Origin of the sequence: Pelolinea submarina (assembly GCF_003966975.1) — a bacterium.
GTDB lineage: Bacteria > Chloroflexota > Anaerolineae > Anaerolineales > Anaerolineaceae > Pelolinea > Pelolinea submarina.
The window spans coordinates 697,965-716,692 of sequence record NZ_AP018437.1 but is presented as its reverse complement, the minus strand read 5'-3'; the positions used below and the strand labels follow the sequence as shown (position 1 = coordinate 716,692).

Annotated in this window: 14 protein-coding genes; 6 read left to right on the top strand and 8 right to left on the bottom strand. The window is 54.3% G+C overall.

The annotated features are described in order from the left end of the window. Positions 1 to 1,881 carry a glycoside hydrolase family protein gene (locus Pelsub_RS03345; protein ID WP_116225942.1) on the bottom strand — a complete coding sequence of 627 codons (1,881 nt, stop codon included), beginning with the start codon at positions 1,879 to 1,881 and terminating at the stop codon, positions 1 to 3. Positions 1,882 to 2,164: 283 nt separating this feature from the next. Between Pelsub_RS03345 and Pelsub_RS03340 the strand changes: the two genes are divergently transcribed. From Pelsub_RS03340 to Pelsub_RS03315, 6 genes are all read left to right on the top strand, one after another. Next, positions 2,165 to 2,635, top strand: a complete 471-nt coding sequence (locus Pelsub_RS03340; RefSeq protein ID WP_116225943.1) for a hypothetical protein — start codon at positions 2,165 to 2,167, stop codon at positions 2,633 to 2,635. After that, on the top strand, positions 2,632 to 4,224 hold the full coding sequence (locus Pelsub_RS03335; RefSeq protein ID WP_116225944.1) for a serine/threonine protein kinase: 1,593 nt from the start codon (positions 2,632 to 2,634) through the stop codon (positions 4,222 to 4,224). Before Pelsub_RS03340 ends, Pelsub_RS03335 begins: the two co-directional genes overlap by 4 nt. Positions 4,225 to 4,368: 144 nt before the next feature. Next, positions 4,369 to 4,926, top strand: a complete 558-nt coding sequence (locus tag Pelsub_RS03330; protein WP_126440387.1) for a ZIP family transporter — start codon at positions 4,369 to 4,371, stop codon at positions 4,924 to 4,926. An 83-nt stretch (positions 4,927 to 5,009) separates the two neighbouring features. Next, entirely contained in the window at positions 5,010 to 7,001 is a 1,992-nt protein-coding gene (locus Pelsub_RS03325) for a PD40 domain-containing protein (RefSeq protein ID WP_116225946.1), read from the top strand. 1,083 nt (positions 7,002 to 8,084) lie between these two features. After that, positions 8,085 to 8,651, top strand: coding sequence for an RNA polymerase sigma factor (locus tag Pelsub_RS03320; protein WP_116225947.1), 567 nt, complete (start codon positions 8,085 to 8,087; stop codon positions 8,649 to 8,651). After that, positions 8,648 to 10,687, top strand: a complete 2,040-nt coding sequence (locus tag Pelsub_RS03315) for a hypothetical protein (protein WP_116225948.1) — start codon at positions 8,648 to 8,650, stop codon at positions 10,685 to 10,687. Before Pelsub_RS03320 ends, Pelsub_RS03315 begins: the two co-directional genes overlap by 4 nt. A 221-nt stretch (positions 10,688 to 10,908) precedes the next feature. Here the strand turns inward: Pelsub_RS03315 and Pelsub_RS03310 are convergent, their stop codons facing one another. The 7 genes from Pelsub_RS03310 to Pelsub_RS03280 form a co-directional block, all read right to left on the bottom strand. Next, positions 10,909 to 12,435: a serine hydrolase domain-containing protein gene (locus tag Pelsub_RS03310; protein ID WP_116225949.1), complete on the bottom strand. Its 1,527-nt coding sequence runs from the start codon at positions 12,433 to 12,435 to the stop codon at positions 10,909 to 10,911. Between the two features lie 36 nt (positions 12,436 to 12,471). Beyond that, positions 12,472 to 12,894 carry an FMN-binding protein gene (locus Pelsub_RS03305; protein ID WP_116225950.1) on the bottom strand — a complete coding sequence of 141 codons (423 nt, stop codon included), beginning with the start codon at positions 12,892 to 12,894 and terminating at the stop codon, positions 12,472 to 12,474. Between the two features lie 16 nt (positions 12,895 to 12,910). Continuing rightward, on the bottom strand, positions 12,911 to 13,894 hold the full coding sequence (locus Pelsub_RS03300) for an FAD:protein FMN transferase (RefSeq protein ID WP_158674959.1): 984 nt from the start codon (positions 13,892 to 13,894) through the stop codon (positions 12,911 to 12,913). Then, positions 13,884 to 14,522 carry a TetR/AcrR family transcriptional regulator gene (locus Pelsub_RS03295; RefSeq protein ID WP_116225952.1) on the bottom strand — a complete coding sequence of 213 codons (639 nt, stop codon included), beginning with the start codon at positions 14,520 to 14,522 and terminating at the stop codon, positions 13,884 to 13,886. The genes Pelsub_RS03300 and Pelsub_RS03295 overlap by 11 nt, the downstream gene beginning before the upstream one ends. 647 nt (positions 14,523 to 15,169) lie before the next feature. After that, on the bottom strand, positions 15,170 to 15,865 hold the full coding sequence (locus Pelsub_RS03290) for a hypothetical protein (protein WP_116225953.1): 696 nt from the start codon (positions 15,863 to 15,865) through the stop codon (positions 15,170 to 15,172). Positions 15,866 to 16,313: 448 nt separating this feature from the next. Next, a complete protein-coding gene (locus Pelsub_RS03285; protein ID WP_116225954.1) occupies positions 16,314 to 17,687 on the bottom strand; it encodes a hypothetical protein in 1,374 nt (457 codons plus the stop codon). Continuing rightward, on the bottom strand, positions 17,684 to 18,256 hold the full coding sequence (locus tag Pelsub_RS03280) for an RNA polymerase sigma factor (RefSeq protein ID WP_116225955.1): 573 nt from the start codon (positions 18,254 to 18,256) through the stop codon (positions 17,684 to 17,686). The genes Pelsub_RS03285 and Pelsub_RS03280 overlap by 4 nt, the downstream gene beginning before the upstream one ends. Positions 18,257 to 18,728 lie beyond the last annotated feature (472 nt).

Below are 18,728 nucleotides of genomic sequence, written 5' to 3'. Positions count from 1 at the left end.
TTAAAACGCATAGGGGTTGAAACCATTCACCGCCATCACGTACCAGGCAGCCGGCGCGATGTGCGGGATGTCGCGGTAGGTCCACGGGTCGCCGGTAAACAGGTCGAAGCCGGTGGAAAGCTGTGCCACCGTGGCTGCCGGAAAACCGCCGCTTTCTTGTTGGATGCCCGCCAGCGCGTCCAGCGCAGCCTGCGCCTCTGTGTCTTGATTGGCTTCGCGCAGCGCCAGGGCCGTAAAGGCCGTGCCCTCCGGCCACCAGCCGCCGTTGGTGTTGGCCGCGTGGAAGGGATAACCGCCTTCGGCCGTCTGCATACCCACGGCTGTGTCCAGAGCCGCCCGGTAAGGCATGAAATCCAGCATGCCCAGCGAGAGCAGCGACCACACCTGCGCGTCCAGCACCAGGTTGTCCTTGTTGGGCGTCACGCCGTCCTCCAGCGTGCCGGTATAGAAATAACCGCTTTCCGCATCGTACATCGAAATGATGAAATTCAGCGCGCTCTCCGCCGCCGTGCCGTAACGCTCCTCACTGGTCAGCGCGTAGAGCTGCTTGAAGACTGCGTAAGCGTCGATGTTGTGTTCGGTGGATTTGTAGGTCCATACCTGCATGCCGTCTTCCGCCTCCGGCCAACCGTCGTAACCGGCGGTGAAACCGGGCGTCTCGTCCGTGCAATTTTCCAGCACCCAGTCCATGACTGTCTCAGCCAATTGCAGGTATTCCTCCCCGCCGTATTCCTTATAATATTGCAGCAGCGCCAATGCCACAAAGGAGCTGTTGCCCACGTTGGTGCCCACCTGATACTGGTCCTCGTAATACGTCTTGGCTGCCACGTCGTACCAGCCCGGCAGGCGCGTGCCGCTGGCCCAGCCCGGGAAAGGACGGATGTCGCCATAAATGTAAGCATTGCGCACGCGGTCGGCTTGGTAGCGGTCGTTCGCCACCGCGTAAACAAAGGCATCCAGCAAAGCTTTGGCCTGTTCCTGCTCGCCGTCTGAAATGAAAGCCAGCGCCGCCAGCGCGTTATCGTAGCTGAAGGCCGTGTTCTGGATATAGATTTCGTCCGGGTCGTCGCGCGTGTCGGTCTCGTAGGATTTGATAAAGCGCGGCGCATCCTGCAGCATCGCGATCGGGCCTTCAAAGCGGATCTCGTCCAGGTAGAAGGTCGATTCGGTATCGCCGCTGTAAACCCCGCTCAACACGAAGCCAAAACCGCTGCCGATGTGCGTGAGGTCGGCGCCGCTCAGGTCGATGCTGTACGGCTCCCACTCATTTGTGAGCGTAGTAAAGCCCAGCGAGATCTTGGCGTTGCTGTCGGGATAATCCGCCATTTTCGCATTGGTCTCGCCGTCATAGCCCAATCCGGCCGTGAAGAATTCAATCACCTCGCCGCCCTCAGCGCCCTTGGCCCAGAAGGTCAGCTCGGTCGCACCGCTCAGGTCCAGGCCCGCGTCCGGCACATCGCCGAAATCCAACTGCGCTTCCGTGCTGCCTTCCGGCAGGTAGCCGTTCAGGAACAGCCAACCGCCCCAGGATTTTCCCACGGTCTTGGCACGTACCTCAATGGCGCTGTCGCCCATATATGGATCTTCCTGCCAGTTTTCATTCATGTCGTAAATATAGTCGGAGTTACCGTCATCAATTTTGGCTTTCTGGGTGAAATTATTCAGTACTGAGGAAAAGTCGCTGTAAACGTACAGCACATCCGCCGCGTAGTCCTGCCGCGCGCTGAGGTAAGCCACCGCCGCATCCTTGGAAGCCTGGTACTGGGCGTACGGGTCCGCGTCGGGGCTGCCGGTTGCGTCGTCCTGCGCCGCCCAAATCGGCCCCGGCAGGCACAACGCCAGAATAAGTGTCAGGCTTAAAATCGTAGAAATTTTTTTCATATTTGTTCTCCCTTTAATGGTCGTGTTCCCCGGCCTCCGGGTATCTTATAGTGCCGGTTTATAGCTAATAAATCTTCTCAAGAATCCGCCAGTTATTTTCCATACACACTCATTGGGAATCATATTTCAGCTGCCCGCCCTTGTCAACAAAATACCTGTTTTCCCTTCCCCTGCCAATTTCCACGGCATAAAAGGCTTTTTTATCACTTGTGTATAATCAAAAAATAAAATAACATTCTATGGAAATTTATCAATAAACTAAAACCACGGTGTAAACTCTTCAATGCCGACACATCAACCCAAGTCCGACCAGGATAATAAAACAACTCCGACCGGAGATTTTAAGGATAAGCTTTTTAAGTCGGATAACCCGGAAGAATTCATCCAAGATCACGCCTGGGAAATGGATCCACCGCCTTTCCACATCTACATCTCGAATATTTGCGCTGCAAACAGGCAGGTACCGGAACAGGTCATTAAGCGCGCCGGTATTGAGCGCACCTATGGTCACCAGTTATTCAACGGCACGCGCAAACCGTCCCGCGAAAAAGTCCTTCAGCTCGCCTTTGGCCTGCAATTGAACGTTGACAAAACGCAAAGGCTGTTGTTGATTGCTCAGGCCAGCGCCCTGTATCCCAAGATCAAGCGCGACGCGGCCATCCTCTATTGCCTTGAACACAAGAAAGATATCCTCGAATTGCAGAGCATGCTTCAATCCCTGGGTTTGACGCTCTTGGGAAGCAGGAAAAAATGAGCGAAGATATTGTCGATAATTTCCTGGCCGTCTTTGACGACAGCCGTTATCCATCCGATTTTCTACAGCATTACGAGTTAATGGAATGCCTTGCGCACAATGAACTGGGCGAGACGCTGTTGGTCAGGGACCTGCGTACGGATGAATTATATGTAGCCAAATGTTACGTTGATCAATCGCTTTTGCCCCGCACTTCTGAAAGCAGCCTGCTGCGCAACTTCCACCATGAAGGCCTGCCGGCTTTTATTGGCGAATACCGGAACGATACCATGCTGTGTGTCGTTCGTGATTACATCGAGGGTATGCCGTTGGAGAAGCTGGAGCGAAAACCCCCGTTCAGCTTACACCAAACGCTGTCGATTGTCGTTCAATTGTGCGATATCCTCACCTACCTGCACAGCCAAAACCCGCCCATCATCCACCGCGACATCAAACCACAAAACATCATTGTGAATAACCAGGGCAAGATCACCCTCATTGATTTTGGTGTCTCGCGCACTTATGATGAAAGTGCCCGTCAGGATACCGTTTGCTTCGGCACCCGCCATTACGCCGCACCGGAACAGTACGGCTTTGCTCAAACCGACCAGCGCACCGATATCTTCTCCGTTGGCGTTCTGTTAGCCTGGTTGCTGACCGGCAGTAGTGATATCGAACAGGCCAAGACTGCCATTTCCAACCGCCGAATGTTGGGTATCATCGAAAAATGCACCGCTTTCGATCCCAAGGATCGCTATAAAAATGCCCTCCAGCTTAAAGATGCCCTGACCGGCCGCCAACGCCGGCGCCGGCGCATCGGATTGGCTGCCTTGGCCGGGTTGTTGGTCGTGGCGACCGCGCTGTTATTCCAGCGCAGCGCGCATACCATCCATTTTAATGAACCCGTCATCGAGGACGCCGTGCGTCTTTCACTCGGGCTGGAAGAGAACGCCAAATTGACCGAAGCAGATTTGTTGGCCGTTAATCAGCTCTTCATTCTCGGTAATCAGGCTGCCCCGGACTACATGGCCTTCAACGATCTGGTGGACGAATTCGCTCATGGCAACGGCTCGCTGCCACGCGGAGATATTGAATCATTGGATGATTTAACCAGGCTGAAGAACCTGCACAATATCTCGCTGGCATATCAGACCTTCAGCGACTTATCCCCTTTAGCCGAACTTCCCAATTTGGAGATAGTAGACATCCGCAACAATCCGCAGGTATCGGATATCTCACCGCTAGCCGGCTCCGTCTCATTGACGTCCCTGACCATATTCGACACTTCCATTGCCAGCCTGTCCGTCTTGCGGGACTGCCCGCGCCTGTCGCAGGTGGATGCCGGCATGACCCTGATTGATTCCATGACCGCCCTGGAAGGCTTGGATGCGCTGCAAACCCTAATGCTGCGCAAAGTACCGCTGCGCAGTCTGGATGGTATCGCGGATCATCCGCTGTTGGAAAATCTGTATATGTCTGAAACGCAGGTGACTGACCTGTCGCCGCTTCTCGCGCTTCCGCACCTGCAAACTGTTGAGGTAAGTCAGGATATGCGTTCAACCGCCGAAGCTGTGGAGGATCAGGCCTCTTTCGATATTATCTATAATTGAAATCTTAATAAATCCGGCTTTTTCATAATGTGTGCAGCCTGCACACCTATTACTAAATAAAAATCGGTAGAATTGCGATGGGCATATACTACTTTGATAAGAAATAAAAGACCAAACAACATTAATGATACGGGGTTGCAGGCAATGAGTAAAACTCAACGAAAAACCTACTGTTATAGCGACGGAGAAGAGAACGCACACTGCCCAAATTGCGGCAGGCCCATGAAATCGGTGGATTACTACTCGGCAAGGCCGCTTTACCAGCAGGAAGTAAACCGGGATTGGAATTCCAAAACAATAAACACAACCTACACTGATGTAAATCCGCACAGGGGTAATATCTGCCTGTTTTGCGCCCATGAGGACAACCGGGGTAAACGTGTAGCAGGCATGATTCTACTGTTTGGTGCCGGTGCAGCCTCCTTTATCGCCATGGTTGCGGGGTTGGTGCTTTCCAACCTTGCGGAATCCAACGGCGGGGATATTGGTGCGGCTTTAGGCCTCCCCATGGCGCTGATGTGTATTTTCCTGCTGGTTGCTGTCGCAGGCTTGGTGATCTACATGAGCGCCAATGAATTTAACCCCGCGCGCCGTTATACCAAAGAACAACTTTATCTGAAATTTATCAAGTGCCTTCCTCCAATGATCCATTCAATACCATTAGCCTCCTGGCAAGTGGATCAGATGCGGAAAAACCGATGAACTGGATTGTTGATTCACGCTATTCTTCTTCAAGTTTTTTGGAAATAGCGGATTGTTAAAAATTCACAACTGAGAGGTGACTTATGAGAAGAAATAAATTCAACGCCATTTTTTCAATATCACTCATTCTGGCGCTGTTCATGACCGGTTGCACTAGTGCTCCGGCTGCTGCGGAACAGCCTGCTGAGGAAATTGCAGAATCCCAAGTCGTCGAACAGGAGCAGCCAACCATTGCCCCTACTGAAGCTCCCAAACCCATCCTCTGCAACGTGGTGTTCGACACCGACCGCGACGGCAACTGGGAAATTTATATCATGGGCCCGGATGGCGAAAACCCCACCAACTTGAGCAACAATCCCACCGATGACTGGGACCCGGCTATCTCACCCTATGGCGACCGCATCGCTTTCGTCTCCAACCGTGAAACCGAGAATGGCGGCGGCCAGTTCATCTATATAATGAACGCCGATGGCAGCGAAGTGCGCCAACTGACCAATGAAGAATTCGGTAATTCTCCGGACTGGTCGCACGACGGTGGAATGATCGCCTATAGCACCGATGATATCTACATAATCGGCGCCGATGGTTCGTGGGAGTCCTCCATCAAATTAACGGATAACGCGCAGGTGAATCGGCAGCCGGTCTGGTCGCCGGACGACAGCCAGATCGCCTGGTTGTCCGGGCAGGATGGCGCATTGGATATTTTCGTCATGAACGTCGACGGCAGCGACGTGCGCCAGATCACGGACAACCATAGCTCCAACATGGTTAAATGGACTGCCGATGGACGCCTGTATACCGACAGCTGGGGCTGGTCGGATCAGGAAGAGTTCTGCCATAATTGCGTGGTGGACGCTTCCGGTGAGAACATTGAGGATGTCGGCGGCAAGGGCGAAGTACAGCGTTTCCTGCCTTTCTGGAACGGCAACGGCGACCGCGTGGAGGTTGCTAATATATCCCTCGACGATGGTCCCGATGAGATCTATCTGGTCGGCGGTGTATTCCCGGATATCTTCTATAACATGACCAATAACCCGGCCGAGGATCGCAATCCGAGCTGGCCGGCCAACTGCGGACCGGAATTTGTGAGCAGCGCTGCTGCCGTTGTGGAAGAAGCGCCGCAAGAGCAAGCTACTGGGTCCAAAAATACCGGCGACATCCTCTTCGGTTATATTGGTGACCCCGCCCCGCAAAAATTGACCGATTTGAATCAGGCCTGCGAGGAATTGGGCATTCAGTGCGTGCAGGGCGGCAGTTACGCGGAGTTAACTGACCAGGGTGTGGACGCCATTATTGCTTTTTCTAATATATGGGGCATCAACGGTGATTCCCAACAATATCATGAGGCTGCAGATAAAGGCACTCCGGTTTACTTCTTGGATGCCGAAGCAGACGACTATGGCCCATATTTTTATAACCTGGCGCTTGAATCGGACTGGGTGCACACCAGCATGAGGTGGATGGCGGAACAGATGGGCGAAACAGGCGAGATGGCCGTATTCAACTTTGGCTCGGATTATATCAATGGATTCGTTCAAAGCGAAATGGAGAAACACCCCAACATCCAGTTCACCGAGATCCCCATCACCTATAAGGATATGTCCCCCAGTTCAGATGAAAGCATCACCATCCTGGTGGCGGAGAAACCGGACCTGGGCGCAATATGGTCCAACGACCCGCAGCCCGGTATTTTCTGGGGCTTGAAAGAACTGGAAGTGACCGGTGAGCGCTTCCCGGCCGTTGTATGCGTCGCACGCGAGGATGAACTGCAAGCCTGGAAGAACCGCATGACCGCTTATCCGAACTTCCAATGTATCTCAACCATCAAACCCGGCGGCAATGCGTATGAAGCGGTCTACGTGGCTTATTACCGCTTGAACGGTTATGAATTTAACCCGTCTGCGTTAGGCGGAGAATTCGGCAATACACTTTTATACGACGATGCGACCATCACCAACGACAATCTGGACGAATGGCTTGGCAAGATCGGCGATCTTCGTATGACAGATTGGGGCGGTTTAGAGATACCTCCTATGACTCCCGAAGAGATTCTGGAGAAATGGTTCTCTAAATAGGTTGCTGAATCACCCGCAGGGGGCAGGCGTAATTCATCCGGAAGGTTTCGATAAGGACCCTTCCGGATGAGTATTTAATCCCGACTACTCCCTCCCTGTTCCGGCGGAGCAGGAACGGGGAGGGACGGGGTGGGGCCAGGAGCAAGGAGCGGAATACCCATTCCGAGAGAGCGTCAGGCTCTCTCAGGAATGGGTGTTTTTTCATCCGGAAGGTTTCGTGAGGATCCTTCCGGATGAATATTTAATCCCGATTTCTCCCTCCCTGTTCCGGCGGAGCAGGAACAGGGAGGGCCGGGGTGGGGCAAGGAGCGATAAGCATGGATACTCAACTCTCAGTCGCCTCTCCCACCGCAGCCTCGTAGCCCGCACATTTCTGTGCAGGTTGAAACAAATCGCACAATGTCCTGCCAACAAACATCCACCTCCCTCCCCCTGCCCGGTTGCCAGACATAACACACGGTACAAAATTCAGGGGGAAGGCCAGGTCGGAGCTTATCGCAGGAGCGATATGCGGAGATGCTAGTTCCGAGACAACATCAAGTTGTCATCGGAACAAGTAGATAGTGAGGAAAAAACCAGGGCGGTGAGTCGATGTACGGGGAGAAACAGATCGCATAATACGTCATGCATTAACATCACGCTCCCTCCCCCTGAAAGATTGATAGAAATGAAAATGATTGCCGGTTCAGCGGGAATGCCAGGTCGGAGCTTATCACAGGAGCGATAAGCGGAGATGCTTGTTCCGAGACAACATCAAGTTGTCATCGGAACAAGTAGATAGTGAGGGTTCACTTCTTCTACCTACTTTTTCCTGCGATTATGGAACGAAAAGATTATCCGGAAAAAGCCGAGAGCGATATTCAATGCATTTTTCCTCAGGACAGCCCCATATTGTCCCGGAAAATACCATGCCATGAGCGTTTTCTTCCCGGGAAAAAGGTGGTATGGTATGCATCTTGATCCTTGCAAAAGATTAATGACAAGGACCCAATTTCTAATCAATCAAACGAAAAGCCAACCTTTTTGCATCGAATTGTCTATTAATAAGACAAACCTTCACTGGAGGCAAAATTGGATTGAATTATGAATGAACAACAAGCAATTCAACAAACCAAACAAGGCAATCCCTCTGCATTGGCCTGGTTGGTGGGGCGCTACCAGCTTAAAGCGCTGCGCGCCGCATACCTGATAACGCATAATCACAATAGCGCGGAGGACGTAGTCCAGGATGTTTTTCTGGACTTGCCGGACCTGTTGCGAAGTTTCGACAACAGCCGCCCATTCGAGCCCTGGCTGATGCGTGTTGTGGTCAACCGCACCCTGCGCCAGCTGTCCAGGGATAATCGCCTGGCCGATTTACCTGATGCTCATGAAAGCGAGGAATGGGCTGCACAGTGGGCAGATTCCACGTCCAACCCTGAATCGGCCGTGCAGCAGCGCGAACTGGAGGACGAATTATGGCAGCAAATGCAGAAACTAAGCGTAGAACAACGCGCCGCGCTTGTTGCGCGCTATTACCTGCAAATGTCTGAAAAGGAAATGGCCAGCCTCGCGGATGTGCCGGCAGGGACGATTAAATGGCGCTTGAGCAGAGCCCGGGCGCGATTGCGCCAGCTCTTTGGGGATGATCCGCGAAAGGATGTCAAATGAACACACAAAATGAATTACTCAAGAATGCCCTGGGAAACATCGCCAGCCGCGAATTTCCCGAAGGCACTACTTTGCTGCGTGGGCAGCCGTCAGGCTCCGCACGCATGATCTCACAATGGAAACGGCACCCGGCCCTGGCTATCGCACTGGCACTGATCGCCCTGGCAACTGTGGCTTTCTGTTTTTTCAAGCTGTTCTTCGATCCCGGCCTGATCGGGGTTCGTAATGCCGGCTTGGGCACCAACCCCAATAGCTCCGCTGCGCCAACTCTGCTGCCGCCCACCCCCACTTCCGGGTTGGCCGAAGTCCCTCCAACCATGCTTGATCAGAGCCAAACGCGTCAGGGTGTGACCATCAATCTGGAATGGATCGCGCTCAACAATACCGGGTTGGTTGCCGGGTTCCGTATTTCAGGACTGCAGGAGGGCCAAACCATCGGTATTCCCGAAGCAGGTTTCGAGAATGTCGAGGCACAGGATTTTCGAGGACGTATCCTGCAGCTTTACAGCGGTGAGGTGCTCACCGGCGAATTCACCAGCCTGCAGGTCGTCAACGATCCCCGCGCAAAAAACGGCGTGGATCTTAACTTGCAGATTCCTCTGACGGATGCGCAGGGCAATGTGATCGATACTTTTGTATTCCCGTTAGAAAATATTCCGGCAAACAGCACCAGCCCGCGCGCCGGTCAATTTTCACGAGCCGACAAGATCGATAACGTGATGGTACGTTTGGATTGGGCAAAATTGTCCCCGGATATGACCCAGCTAAAGTTCTGCTACACCCTCCCCAAGGATGCCGAACCTTTGAACAAAAGCGATATCCGTATCCAATCGGGATATCCCGCTGAGCAACACACGCAGGGAACCGCCGCGGATGAGCTGTTACCCGCGCCGGGTGAGGATGGAATGGCATGCACGATCGCGCAATTCAATCGCAATTTCGTGGACGAGGACACCCCCGTATTGGTGACCATCGACCGCATCGGAGAAATGACGCGCACCTGGACATTGCTGGTGGAACCCACCGGACGCGGCCCCTTTAGCGAAATATCGGCAGCCACACCCACACCCCGTCCGACACCGGACAGTCAGGGCGCCAGCACGCTCAACGCCAACCTGATTTGGGCATACGCCGACAAACAGCGCATCGCGCTCGAAATGAAATTTGACGGCTGGCAGGATTCTTTCATGGTGCAGAGCTTCAGCGGAAAGGACGCGCAGGGATCCGCAATTGAGGGTTATGCCATGCCCTACCGCGAGGATGACCCCTCCGATTATCTCTTGCAGCTGAGTTACGTTCCCGGCATGCTCAATGACGATGGAACCGTGAGTATGCAGCTGGATGTGCCGGTTTACGACAGTTCACAACCCGACTTACCCCTGGCTTCCTTCCGCTTTGATTTGAACGACCTGCAAGTCTATCCGGAAATAAGCCGGGAGATCAACCAGAGCGTTACTGCAAACGGAATTACCATGCAGCTCGTCGGGATACGCTACACGCCATCCTTCAGCACCATCATTCTGTGCTATAACAAGCCGCCAAACGTAGGGTCGAACGGGGATTGGTGGCCGGGTCATAAGCAGATGACGCTGACCATCGGTGAAATCAAGACCACCTTCGATTCCGGCTTCTTCCTGACCGACAGCGATCCGCGCTATTCAGGCAAACCGAGCCAACCGTCGGACTTGCCGTCCATTCCGGATGGGCGCTGTATCGAATTGGGCTTTCCTGTTGGCAACCTGGCGTCTGAAAACGCGCAAACTGCCACCCTGGTGATACCTCAACTCGAGGTGAGCCAGCCTGAGGTTATTCCCCAGGAAGATATCGACGCCGCCAACGCCCTATTGCAGGAGCAGGGTATTCAGGTGGAGCAGCATGTCTTCTTCAGCGGCAGCGGAGGCGGAGGCGGGGGACCGAGCATCATCCAGAAGCCTGCCGGTATGAGTGACGAAACAGCTCTCGAAAAGCTCTACCAGGCGCTGGGGTACCAGTATGCCGGGCCCTGGGTATTGACCTTCGAACTCCCGGCCGAGTAAATCAAGACGGCCTGCCACAGGAAACTCGCTTGGCAGGCCGTTTCCAATTAATACCGGCCAGGAATCATAACCGGCCCAATATAACAGGCATGCGTCCCGGCTTCAAACTGTCCACCGCGTAGCCCGAAGAAAGTCGTTCTCATAAAAAAACCTGCAGGCTGCTAAAACCAAAGCCCGCAGGTTGTTTATCTTCCGATTAATTTCTACAAAAAAGCTGTATTCTATCGGCTAGTTTTCAACATTGGAATCATCATCCGCGTGCGCAGGACCAACCCAACGGCTGCCAGCGCGGCGCACATGAGGATGATAGCCACCAGGTCGCCCATGAACAGCAAGCTGAACTTGAATAAACCACTTGCCGACAATCCCACACCCAGCGCCACAATAATCAAATTGAGGAGCATCGGCGGCAAAAAATGCAGCAGCCAAAGCTTAGTCCGGCCCGGGCGCGCTGCAGGATCCGTCTGCCAGCGCTTCAAGCGCCGCTGTGCCGCTTGCATGCCCACGATTTGCAGTACCGGAAGCAGCAGCAGCGCACGCAGCACCCACGGCAATACCAGCCAGGTGTTCTTGACCGGTTCTTCCCCCGCCAGCAGGTCCGCCACACCGTTTCCCAGATCCAACAGGGGATAGGTGTAAAAATGCTGGTCCGCGTTCACCAGCAGCACCACCCCGCGCTGCTGTTCCGGCAGCATGCCCAGGTAGCCGAAATAATCCGGCGTTTCGCCCCAGTGCATGACAACCTCTTCCTCCCCGCTGTTGTCAACGTACCAGCCCATGCCGTAATCCGACATGCGTTCACCGAACATGTACACTTCTGCTGCGGGCGTATGCATCTCCTTTATGCCCTCCGCTGAGAGCACTTGCGCCGCGCCGTAACGCCCGCCGTTCAATTGGGCAATCAGGTAATGTGCCATGTCCTCCGTATTGGAGATGAGCTGCCCGGATGGCAGCGAGCCAACCGGCACCGGCAGGTTGGGGACTGCCAACGGCAGGCCGAATACCATCATGTGGCCGACCGCCAACCCGTCCTGCTTTGCCGCCGCTTTTGAAGTGCTGCTGTGCTGCATATCCAGCGGCTCGAAAATATGATTTTGGACATAATTGCTGTAAGTCTCCCCGCTGGCGGCTTCGACGATCAATCCCAACAGGTTGTAGTTGCTGTTGCTGTATTCAAAAACCGTTCCGGCCGGCCGCGCCAACCCATCCCGCGCTTGGACGCGCCCCAGTTGTTCAATGGCATCCGGGCCATCATAGAAATTTCCCAATCCCCGCATGCCCGGAATTTGTGATAAACCGCTGGTCTGGTAGAGCAGCTGGCGCACGCTGACCGGCTCGGCCGGCATAGAAGTATCCTCCCCCGCCAGCGCGAACCAGGGCAGGTAGCGCTGCACCGGCGCGTCCAAATCGACCCTGCCCGCTTCAACCAGTTGCATCACCGCCAGGGCGGTAAAGGACTTGGTCAGCGAACCGATAAAGAAAGGAGTCTGCGCTGTAGGCGCTTGTCCTTTCATCCCGCTGCCGTAGCTTTGGGTGTGCACGATCTGGTCGCCCGTGACAATTGCCCAGCTTGCGCCGGGGACGTTCAACGTGTCCAGTTGATCGACAATGAACGCGTCGATTGCTGTGAAATCATCGGCTTCGCTGGCGGCAGCCCGGACTGGTTGCGCGCTTCCGGACGCAGCCAGCGGGCTGCAGGCCAAGGTCAAAACAACAAATGGAATAATAAAGAGATTTAAAAATTTCATCTAGTCTCCCTCCTGAGTGCAATGCAGTTGTTCGCCTTATTCTGCCTGCAGCAGGGCATTTTCGACCGCCTGGAGGTAGGCGTTCGCGGTGAGTGTCGCGCCGCTGATGGTGTCCACCTGCAGCGACTGCGCCTGGATGACTCGATCATAGAGCATTTGGGTCTTTCCGTCGCCCTGATCCTCAATGCCGCTCAGGGGCTCGATCTGGGTTACCTTCCCGCCGGACACGGTTACGCGCACGCTGTTGGCGCGCCATTTATACATGCCGCCTTCGTATTCACCAGTGTAGGTGCCGTCTTTCAACTTGCTGAAATCCACCGCGTCCAAAGGCAGGCTGCGCGCCTCTTTGTGCTCGCGCTCGATATACCGCCAGCCCTTCCACCCAGCAATCGCCAGGGCCGCTACGACAACCAATGCAATTAACCAACCAATCATTTTACGTTTTCCTCTTGCTTTCATTTTTTTTATTTCCTTTTTAATCAAATATTTTTACGCGGATGCCTTCAGCAGGTTGAAACCGCTCCGCCAGGCCCTTGGTCACGTAGATCTGCCCGCCTTGACCCACCAGCACCGCCTCGATTTCGGGGTGTTCCCGCAGCATACGCCGCGCGCCTGCTTTTCCGGCGATGAAAAGGCTGGTCGCGTAGGCATCCGCCAGTACGCCGCTGTCGGCCGCCACAGTCACGCTCAGCAGGTCGGTTGCCGCCGGATAACCGCTGGAGGCATCCAGAAGGTGATGGAAGCGCCTGCCCTGCGGGTCAGTGACGAAGCGTTGGTAATCCCCCGAAGTGACCACCACCCCGTTCCTCACCGCGACCGCGCCGATCAATCCGTTCGTGCTGCGCGGGTGCTGGATGCCCACCTGCCAGGGAAAACCATCCGGCCGCCCGCCCCAGGCCGCCACGTTCCCCCCCAGGTTGGCATACGCCGAGCGGACATCATATTCCTGGAAGATGTTCATCACCTGATCGGCGGCAAAACCCTTGGCAATCCCGCCCAAGTCGAGCGATTGGCCGCTTCTGCGCAAACCGGCCGTGCCCTGTGCGGGGTCCAGCAGCAGGTCGCGGTAGTCCACCAGGTCCAGCGCGCGCTGAATTTTCGCTGCTCCCGGTACTGCAAAAGATCCCTTCCCGATGTTCCACAAAGCCACCAGCGGGCCGATGGTCGGGTCGAAATACCCGGGGCATTCCGCGCAGATGTCCAGCGCCTGGCGCAGCATCTGCATGGTCGTAAAGCTGACCGCCTCGCTGCTCCGGCCAGCCGAGCGATTGATGCGGCTGATCTCGCTGTCCGGGTCGAAACGGCTGAACAGCCCTTCCAAGCGCGCGATTTCACCGAAAACAGCCTCCAGGCATGCCTGCGCGTTGGTCCCCCAAATACGGTATGCCATCACCGTCCCCATGGCAAGCTGGGTATCCTGCGCGATCCTGCTTTCCGCCTGTGCAACGTCAGTGAACATCAACTTCGCCTTTCGCCTGGGCGCCATCCGCGCTGTAAAGGCCTGCCATAATGAACTCGGTCAGGTAAGCCTGGATCTGCGGAAAGTACTGCATGCCGATCTCCTCTTTATGCAGGTCAACCACCACAACGACGCTCAACAAAGCCATGATCATGTCCGCGCTGATGTCCTTGCGCAATTTTCCGGAATCCTGCCATTTCCGAACGGCATCCAGGAAATTCTCGTACATGAAATCAACGCTATCCAGTCCCTTTTCCGCGTTGAAGTTCTCTTCAATCTTGCTGAACACTTCCTTGTTGAACCATTCGCGCAGGATCGGGTTGGCATTCATGCCGGCGATATTTAGCTGCATTAATTTCTGAAGTGCCTGCAGCGGTTCGTCATCCGGATTGAAATCTGCCATAATGGCGTTTTTCAACTTGATATTCTCCTCCAGGTAAATATCCATAAACAGGCTGTCTTTGGAGGGGTAGTACAGGTAGAAGGTGCCCGTGGCCACCCCGGCTTTGCGGGTGATATCGGCCACATTGGTATTCTTAAAGCCCTGTTCGCTGAACAATTCCTTGGCGCAGGCACGGATCAGTTCTTTTTTATCTGCTGTGGTGTTCTTCTTGTTTTCTTTTGCCATTTCTTCCTTCCGGGAAACCCGAATTCTGAACAATACTGAATGAATATTTATTTATTCATTCAGTATTATATGAATATTTTAAATCCTGTCAAGCCTTTAAAAAATGTGATTTTTAAAAAATTCCTTCCCCATTCGAACAAATCACTCCACCCTGTTTAATGCTCCGCCCACCTCTCCCAACCTAATCTTGTAGCCCGCACATTCCTGTGCGGGGAAAATACTCCCTCCCCTTGAAACAACACCAAACACTAAAAAACATAGTCAATTCAGGGGGAGGCCAGGTCGTAGCTCATCGCAGGAGCGATGAGCGGAGATGCCCAGCTCGCAGCCGCGGGTCCTTGGCGGTATGCGAGGTGGGCGCAGAAATGCTTATCGCAGGAGCGACGCGCGGAGATGCCCGGCTCGCAGCCGCAGGTCTACGGCGGCATGCGAGGTGGGCGCGGAACAGCACATCGCAGGAGCGATGTACAGAGATGCTCGGCTCGCAGCCATCTTACTCCCTCCCCTTGAAACAACGCCAAACACTAAAACTAAGTCAATTTAGGGGAAAGACCGAGTCAGAGCTTATCGCAGGAGCGATAAGCGGAGATGCTAGTTCCGAGACAACATCAAGTTGTCATCGGAACAAGTAGATAGTGAGGGAAAACTTACGCTTTCACCTTTCGCTGAGCCTCCCAGATCAGCGAATCCAGCGCGCGCGGTGTCAACTCCGGGTAATCGCGCACCAGCTCCGCCCGCACCTCACGCAGCGCCGTCAGGCACTGTCCGCTGGTCAGGCGCTCCCCGCCGGCTTCGTACAGGAAGCGTTTCACCAGCCGGTCAATCTGGTAATGGTTGGGCTCGCACACCAGCATGGTGAAACGGTGCAGGGATACCCCGCTGCGCTGACCAGGAATGGCATGAATGGCAGTCGTGAAACGCTGCAATCCCAGTACCTTGTGCACATCCTGCAAGTGCTGCACCCCAAAATCCGCCAGCACCTGGGCAAAACGCCGTGCCGCTTCGGCTTTCAGGATGCCGTTGCGCGGGGAAGTTCGCTGCCGGTTGTGATAGACCTCCACCGCCATGCCTTCGTCACCGAACTCCTGATAGAGCTCCAGAAAATCCGCGATGGAAAATTGATTCTTGCGTATGGGTATTGGCGCTTTGCGCAGAATGGGCAGGTCGTAATACTCAGCCAACCCCAGAACCGCATTCATAGTCGATCTATAGTGTCCGCCGGTCGAAAAGACCGCGTCGATCAAGGCCAAAGGTACATTGACGTAGAAATTGATGAAATCCAGCGGTTCCGATTCCAGGTCGAGGTGCGTTCGGCAGTAGGCGGTCAGTTTGGCGATATCCATGTTTCCTTCCCTGTGTAGTGAGTTGTTGTTAGCTAGTATTTTACAGAAATGCGCTGAATTATGGAATGGAAAAAGGAGAATATTCGGAGGTAACTACAAATACTGCCGAACCCACCCCCCTTTGCCCCTTCACTTCCTCCCTATTTGGGCGCAGCCGGAAAGGGGTAGAAGAGCGTGTTTTTACCTGTACTCAGATTCTCTAAGTGAGCACACCATTGAACTATCCATCAGTGAAAATCAATATCATAAATCTTTTATTTTTATCTATGTTTGTCTGTGGTTAAAAAACATGAGAAAAGGGTGGGATTGCCCCGGAGGGCACAGGTGGAATCCCGCCCTACAACGCTCACATTGCGCCGGTAATTCCGGATCAGGCAGCCTTGTCAGTGCGCCGCCATAAAAAAGACTCCCTCCGAAAAAGGAAGGAGTCTTTCAAGGTCGTCAATGGCTACTCAGGCGCCCAGGTCGCTTGCCAGTTTCCGGGCAAGTTCACCGTGAAGGACGTAACGGCAATACTGAGCGGGTCCTGCGGCAAGGGTGTTGGGTAATAAAGATTAGTCGTAAAAACTCCTGCTTCACTGATGTCGCCTGCTTCGGAACTCGCCATCGGGTCAGCAGGGTCTTGCAGACTGGCGCCGGTCACGCCGCTTTCCGATTCCATACGGACGTTCAATTGAACATAATCCGCATCCGGGAGGTTGTAGGTCACCTGCTTCACCCGCAGGGAATATCCATAACCCAATTCGATGTCCTGATCCAACGTCCAGGATTGTCCTGATTCGGGGTCGGAACCCGGATCAACGGTGAAGCCGGCATCGGTTATTATGTGCGCGCTGATCGTATCGAGCGTCAGGGTCAAAGGCCCGGCAGCCGGTTTGGTTTCCGTTTGGAGCGCAAAGGTTATCTGCCCGGCAGGAGCCGCTCCCATCAGAGGGTTGGTGGCCTGGTAATCCACGTGATAGGGAATAAGCTTCCCATTTGCGTCTGTCAGGCGGAGTGCCGCCGGGTCGGGGATATCCACCCAGCCCAAACCCGTGTTTTTCCAGGTCATGGTTGCAAACAGCAGGTAGCCGTCATCCATTTCAGCTGCACGGTCGATAACCAGTGTCAGGCCTTCGGCTGACAGGTCGGTGCCCTTCTGGGGCTGCGCTGCCGGCACCGTCTCCGCAGGAGCCGCGTTTTCAATTACAGGATAAACCGTCATGTTCTCCGGGGCCGCAATCAGATTCAAGGGCACTTCCCAATCACCCGCGCTCGTTGGGGCCATGCAGGGTACGACCAAAGTCAGCATGTCAATATCCGCTGGGATTGCCGCATAGGCGCCAACGATCTCATAGCCATCCTCCCAGCCGATCATGGTCGGCGCTTCCATGACCGCCAGATCGCGATCATCGAGGCGCAAGAGGCCGATTTGATCACAGCCCGCGTCGCCCGATCCTCTTTCCCAACCCTCAACGGAATACTGCACAACAGTTTTATCCGCGGTGGCCCATACCTGTTTTACAGTCAGGGTAACACCCTCCTGTTCAACGACAACCGGGTCAGCCAACACACGGATCTGATCGCTGCTGACCAGCCCGGCCCCCGGGACGTAGCCAAACCAGCGCTGGATGGCAGCCCTTACAGCGGGTACCTGCCACGTGGTAAACGCCAGCGCTAATAAAACAAGGAATGTCATGGCAAAAACTTTTCTACGTGAGTGCATCGTTACACTTTTCCCTTTCTGGATTCTCTTTAGAATTTGTGGTGCCAGATCGGTATTTTTCGCTAGGTGATCGCGCGCCGCGTCGTCAAGGATTTGGGAATAGTTTCGTTTGTTCATTCCAGGTTCCTTTCTGAATCAAGCAGGTTGCGCAGGCGTTTGCGGGCGGCGTTCAGCAGCCATTTCACTGTGCCGGCCGGAGCATGCAGCGCATCCGCCATTTCTTTTTCGTTCATCTCCAGGTAATAGCGCTGTACAATCGCGGCACGCTGGCGGGGAGGCAATTTTCGCAGCGCCTCCAGTATCCGCCGGTTGAGCTCCTGCATTTCCACCTGTTCAGCGGCAGAAGCAGCCATGTCCAGCAGGGCTTCCAGTTCGGATGTGTCTTCGAACGGAAAGCGCTTGCCGCGGGCCTCTCTGCGTATGGCGTTGAGTGCCGCGTTGACCACACTGCGCATGAAGTAAGGTTCAAATGGGCGCGCCGCGTCGAAGAATCGGACACGATCGTAGAAATGGATGAATGTATCCTGCACCACATCCTCGGCCATGGCCTCATCGTGCGTTACCAGAAAAGCCGTACGAATGGCCTTTCCCTGATAGCGGGCGATCAATACTGCTAACCCGTTTATATCCCCGCTCTTCAAGCGGTGGATCGCATCGAAATCATTACCGTCTGGCTTTATTGTCATGAGCGCTCACTCTACTTAATATACAACCTACACCCCCGTTAGGTTGGCTTCATTATAAATTTGCATATAGGAAAAAGTGAATGCGCCTGATTTGCGCAGAGTTGCCAATTCATATCGGAGCTTATTGCAGGAGCAATAAGCGGAGATACCCAGCTCGCAGCCGTGTATCGATGGCGGCATGCGAGGTGGGTGTCAAGGAGCTTATTGCAGGAGCAATAAGCGGAGATACCCAGCTCGCAGCCGTGTGTCGATAGTGGCATGCGAGGTGGGTGTCAAGGAACGTTTTGCTGGTGCGATAAGCGGAGATGCTTGTTCCGAGACAACGTCAAGTTGTCAGCAGATAGTTTTTTATAGAATCGGACTGGATTGAGGGATGGGAAAGCGGGAAATCACAAGCAAGGATTATCGCATTCCGCCCCTCCCTAACCCTCCCCGTGACGATCTACACGTTCCGGTGTCAGCTTGATGCTGA